This window comes from Streptomyces sp. NPDC058240, from assembly GCF_042882135.1.
Lineage (GTDB): Bacteria > Actinomycetota > Actinomycetes > Streptomycetales > Streptomycetaceae > Streptomyces.
Genome location: NZ_JBHVWT010000115.1, coordinates 1 through 5,218, shown reverse-complemented (window position 1 = coordinate 5,218; position 5,218 = coordinate 1). Strand labels below are relative to the sequence as shown.

General features: G+C 69.3%; 4 protein-coding genes. 3 read left to right on the top strand and 1 reads right to left on the bottom strand.

What is annotated here, in order from left to right; genetic code table 11:
• The first annotated feature begins 72 nt into the window (after positions 1–72).
• Positions 73–960 (top strand): GNAT family N-acetyltransferase, encoded by an 888-nt coding sequence (locus tag ACFVX4_RS41490; RefSeq protein WP_389988533.1) that lies wholly within the window; start codon positions 73–75, stop codon positions 958–960.
• Between the two features lie 461 nt (positions 961–1,421).
• Here the strand turns inward: ACFVX4_RS41490 and ACFVX4_RS41485 are convergent, their stop codons facing one another.
• Positions 1,422–2,330: a helix-turn-helix domain-containing protein gene (locus ACFVX4_RS41485; protein WP_389988530.1), complete on the bottom strand. Its 909-nt coding sequence runs from the start codon at positions 2,328–2,330 to the stop codon at positions 1,422–1,424.
• Positions 2,331–2,467: 137 nt separating this feature from the next.
• Between ACFVX4_RS41485 and ACFVX4_RS41480 the strand changes: the two genes are divergently transcribed.
• Both ACFVX4_RS41480 and ACFVX4_RS41475 read left to right on the top strand, forming a co-directional pair.
• Entirely contained in the window at positions 2,468–3,385 is a 918-nt protein-coding gene (locus ACFVX4_RS41480) for an MBL fold metallo-hydrolase (protein ID WP_389988527.1), read from the top strand.
• A 29-nt stretch (positions 3,386–3,414) separates the two neighbouring features.
• Complete coding sequence (locus ACFVX4_RS41475) at positions 3,415–4,854, top strand: carboxylesterase/lipase family protein (RefSeq protein ID WP_389988524.1); 1,440 nt, start codon at positions 3,415–3,417, stop codon at positions 4,852–4,854.
• The last annotated feature ends 364 nt before the right edge of the window (positions 4,855–5,218 follow it).

Sequence of the window (5,218 nt, the reverse complement as noted above, 5' to 3'; positions counted from 1 at the left end):
GCAGATACCACCTGCCCCAAACCGAGCACCGACCCGGCACGAGCTCAGAAAACCGTTAGAAGATCCTTTTCAATCCAAGGCGGTGGATTCAGGCTTAGCGAAGATGTCGATGACTTCCTTGCGCGAGCCGGAGATTTTCTTCGCTCGCGCCCCGCCCTGCACAACACGCCGCTGACGGACATCGAGAAGCTGCGAGCACGCGGGGCGGACGCACACGGTGCCAAAGCCACCGTTTTCGGCCGACTGGAGGCAGGAGGCGAGGTCTGTGCCATCTTTTATCGCACTCCGCGCGGATACCTGAGCGTCACACCCATCTCTGCTGAGCAGGCCATCACCCTCGCCGCTCTCCTGGCTGGCCTCGGCCACTCCCCGTCCGGCGTCATCGCGGACCACGACACCGCCACCGCTTTTGCCGAGACATGGCAGCGGCACACGGGCGCCGCGCCGGTACCCTTCTGGCGGACTCATCTTTACCGTCTCGGCACGCTCACCCCACCGCAGCAGCGCCCAGAGGGCCGGGGCCGCGTCGCGGGCGAGAAGGACCATGAACAAGTCGTGCGTTGGTGCCGTGCGTTCTGCGTCGATGTCGGAGAGAACGTCTCCATGGATGCCATTGACGCTGGATCCTGGGACGACACGCGTTTCGCGGATAAGCACTTCACCTTCTGGGAGAGCCCGGCCGGCATTCCCGTCTCCATGGCGGGCTCGACGTCGATGGTCGGCGGCATGGTCCGGGTGGACCCCGTCTCCACCCCGGCCCACCTCCGGGGTCGCGGCTACGCGGGCGCTGTGACGGTCGAGGTGAGCAGAGCCGCGCTGACCGCAGGTGCGACGGACGTCGTCCTGTTCGCGGACCCGACCAACCCCACCAGTAACGCCCTCTACCAGCGCATCGGATACGTCCACGTCGCTGACTTCACCGGGTACAAATTCCCCTACACCGCAACAGAAGCCGGTTAGGAACGTGGCGGGCAGGGCCAACTCCACGCCAGGACTCGGCCGCCAGCGGGCGGTCGCATGGTGCATCCGGTGGAAGGCACGGTCACATAGATTTCTGAGACTCAAGCACCACACTCAAACTTCAGTGAGATCGCTCAATATTCAATGCGACAGGACATCGACCTCCGGCGACGGCAGATCCGCATCTGGAACCGACTCATTCTGCGCCCCGCCATCGGGGCGGCCGAGCTACGACGGGAGCTGATCCGGCTGTCCTGCGCGGGGATCTGGCGGGCCTGCCGACGTGGCTGGGCCGGCCGCCGCTCCGGCCGGCGTCTTTGTGATGCGATCACGCCCGCACCGCATAAAGACCGGATTACGGGCAGTCTGCCCCTGCCTCTGCTCCGGGTCTTCGTTGACTGCGTCTGCGGTGACGCGCTGGTACCGAAGTGAACCCGGTCGGACTGCAGGGTCCGGGCCGCCTACACCCGTCGGGGTGGCTTCCCGGGAACGCCGACGCTGTCCGCGTGCGGCGCCCGCCCGCCGCTCGCCTGCCGGAGGAGCGCGAGGGCCTCCTCGGAAGAGGAGCCGGTGGGGGTTGTGCACACGATGAGCACCTGTTCCGGTGAACGGGCAATCGACAGCGTCTGCTGTGTCACTGTCACCGCGCCGGCGACGGGATGGTGCAGCTCGTAGGACGCGGCATCGCACGGCGCCACGCGGTGGTCCCCCCACAGCGCGACGAACTCCGGGCTTCTCATCGTCAGCTCGCCGATCAGCTCCGCGAGCAGCGGGTCCTCCGGGTGCCTGCCGACGGCGATGCGCAGGTTGCCGACCACAGCGCGTGCCTTGCGCTTCCAGTCCGCGTACAGCTCCTGACAGTGCAGGTCCAAGAACAGCATCCGGCTCATATTCGGGCGTCGCTCCGGGTCATCCGGGCCGAGGAAGTCCAGGTGACCGGCCAGCAGGGCGTGCCCAAGGGTGTTCCAGGCCAGCACGTCCGTACGGCGGCCGAGCACTATCGCCGGGACGCCGTCGACGACGCGGAGGAGGTCGCGTGTTTCGTCGGCGAGCTTCTCGGGCCGCGGACGGCGAACCCGGGGCGCGTGGCGGGCGGCGCCGGCGAGCCGGTCGAGGTGCTCGCGCTCGTGTTCGTCGAGCAGGAGTGCGCGGGCAAGCGCGTCGAGCACCTCGGCCGAGGCCCCGCGGGACAGGCCCTGTTCCAACCGCGCGTAGTACGAGACGCTGACGCCCGCCAGCTGGGCCAGTTCCTCGCGCCGGAGCCCGGACACCCGCCGGCGGGGCCCGAGGTCTCGCAGACCGAGGTCCTCGGGTCGCAGCCGCGCCCGTCGGGCTTGGAGGAAGGCGCCGAGTGGGCCGGGTCCGTTCATTGCCCCAGTATCCGGTGCGCGGCCCGATCCCGGCCACACCCTGCGAGGGGTAGGACAACCCGGGACTGGTTCGTGCCCGTCCGCGTGTCCAGGCTGGATCTCATTCGGCCACGTACCCCAGACCCGAGGACGGACACATGGATCAGAACCCGGAGCAGATCATCCTTGGCGACGTCACCGTCACCCGGATCAAAGAGTTTTACGGCTCGGTGGAGATACCCCCGGGCCAGTTCTTCCCGGACAGCCCAGAGGGCTCGTGGGACGAGCACCGCGACTGGCTGGCACCCGACTTCTGGAACCCGCAGACGGACGAGTGTCATACGGCGATCCAGTCCTGGCTGTTGCGCAGCGAGGGGCGCACGATCCTCGTCGACACCGGCGTGGGCAACCACAAGGACCGGCCTTACGCGCCGGTGTGGAGCCGCCTGGACACGAACTACCTCGGCCACCTCGCCGCCGCCGGGCTGCGGCCCGAGGACGTCGACATCGTGGTCAACACCCACCTGCACATCGATCACGTCGGCTGGAACACCCGTCTCGACGGTCGGACCTGGGTACCGACCTTCCCGAACGCCACGTACCTGATGCCGCGGCGGGACTTCGACTTCTGGGACCCGGCCAATGAGAACAGGACCGTGCTTGGCCGCGGGAACCAGAACGTCTTCGAGGACAGCGTCACGCCGGTCCACCAGGCGGGACTCACTCACCTGTGGGAGGGGACGTACCGGATCGACAAGAACCTGCGTCTCGATCTCGCTCCTGGGCACACCCCCGGCTCGTCCGTGCTCACCCTGGAATCCGGCGGCGAACAGGCCTTGTTCGTCGGGGACCTGGTACACACCGCGCTGCAAATCGCAGAGCCGGACACCAATTCCTGCTTCTGCGAGGCCCCGGCGGAGTCCCGCGCCACCCGACACAAGCTTCTCGGCCGCGCCGCCGAGAACAACGCGCTCGTATTCCCTGCGCACTTCGGCGGCCAAGGCGCCACGGAGGTCGCCCGCAGCGGCTCGAAGTTCGCGATCAAGGAGTGGGCGGGCTTCTCCCGCATCTCCTGATGTCCCCCTCCAGAAAGGAAGCGTGTCCCGTGCCCCGACAGGCAGATCCGGTCGTCGAAACCCCGGCGGGCGCCGTGCGCGGCCTCCGTGACGGATCCGGCGAGCGCTACCGCGCCCTCCCCTACGCGGCGGCACCAACCGGCGCCGGCCGTTTCGCGCCACCCGTACCGCACCCGGGCTGGTCCGGTGTCCGCGACGGCACGCAGCCCTCGCCCACGGCTCCCCAGCCGGTCCGCAACTTCGGCCGACTCGACATGGTCCCCTACTTCGGGCCGGGCTGGGTGCCCGGCGAGGAGTACCTGACCGTCGATGTCCACACGCCCGCCGCCGACGGCGGCAGGCGCCCCGTCATGGTCTTCGTGCACGGCGGCGGGTTCGTCACCGGCTCAAGCCGCGCCGCGCTCTACGACGGCAGCGCGTTCACCCGCGACGACATCGTCCTCGTGACGGTGAACTACCGCCTCGGCATCCCCGGGTTCCTCGATCTTGCGGGTGCTCCGGCCAACCGCGGACTGCTGGACGTACTCGCCGCGCTCACCTGGGTACACGACACCGTCGCAACATTCGGCGGCGCCCCCGAGAACGTCACGGTCTTCGGCCAGTCCGCGGGCGCCACGCTCACCGGCGCGCTGCTCGCGACACCGGAGGCAGGCGGTCTGTTCCGGCGAGCGATCATCCAGAGCGGCAACGGCACCGGCGCGTTCACCCCAGAACAAGCACAACGGGTCACCGCCACAGCGGCCGCCGCGCTGGGCGTCGAGCCGACCGCCGAGGCCTTCGCCCCGATCCCGGACGAACGCTTCCTGGCGATCCTGCCCGCACTGGCCGGCCTCGGCCTCCGCACCAGCACCGCCACGGACCCGCTGGCCGGGCTCAGCCCGTTCAGCCTGGTCCTGCCGGTCCAGCCCGCCGACACTCTCGCCGACGGCCCGGGCCGCGACATCGACCTGCTCATCGGCACCAACACCGAAGAGGCGCACCTCTACCTCGTACCGCAGGGCGACCTGGAATCCACCACGGAAGCCGACGTGCGCGCCGTCGCCACCCGGGTGCACCCAGACCCGGAGACCGCCCTCGCAGCGCACCGCGCGGCACGGCCGGACGAAACACCGGGCGAGCTGCGCGCCGCCGTGCTCGGGCAGGCCCTGTTCGGGGCCGGTACGACGCGCATGGCGCAGGCCCACGCGCGGATCTCGGGCGGCCGCACGCACCTCTACTCGTTCGGGTACCGCTCGACGGCCCTGGCCGGACAACTCGGCGCTGCCCACACCGTCGAACTGCCCTTCGTGTTCGACATCGCCGACAAACCCTGGCTGCACGGGGACACCTGCCTACTCGGCCCCGACCCCGCCCCAGCAGGACTCGCAGCCCAGGTACACGGCGCCTGGGTCGCGTTCGCCAACACCGGGAACCCGGGCTGGGCTCCCTACGACCCGCAGCGACCCGTGATGGAGATCCTCGGCGGCTGAGCGTCCTCTCACCGGACGGGGCGGTCGCCGGTGGCCGAAGTCCGGGGCAACCGGTAGCGCCCGCAGGATCTCTCCGCCGCTCGGCAATCAACCAGCGAGACCTTCCGAGCCACTTGAGCAAATGCTGACGCGGTGCTCATGTACATGTGGAAGAGCTCAAATCGGTGCGGAAACCACATGAACGCTCCGACCAGATGTCCCATCGCGGTGTAGGTGGCATGTAGCGACTCGTTCACCTGCATGAATGCCAGATGGTTGGCGAATGCCGATGGCCGCCTGGCCGCCTGGCCGCCTGGCCGCCTGGCCGCCTGGCCGCCTGGCCGCCTGGCCGCCTGGCCGCCTGGCCGCCTGGCCGCCTGGCCGC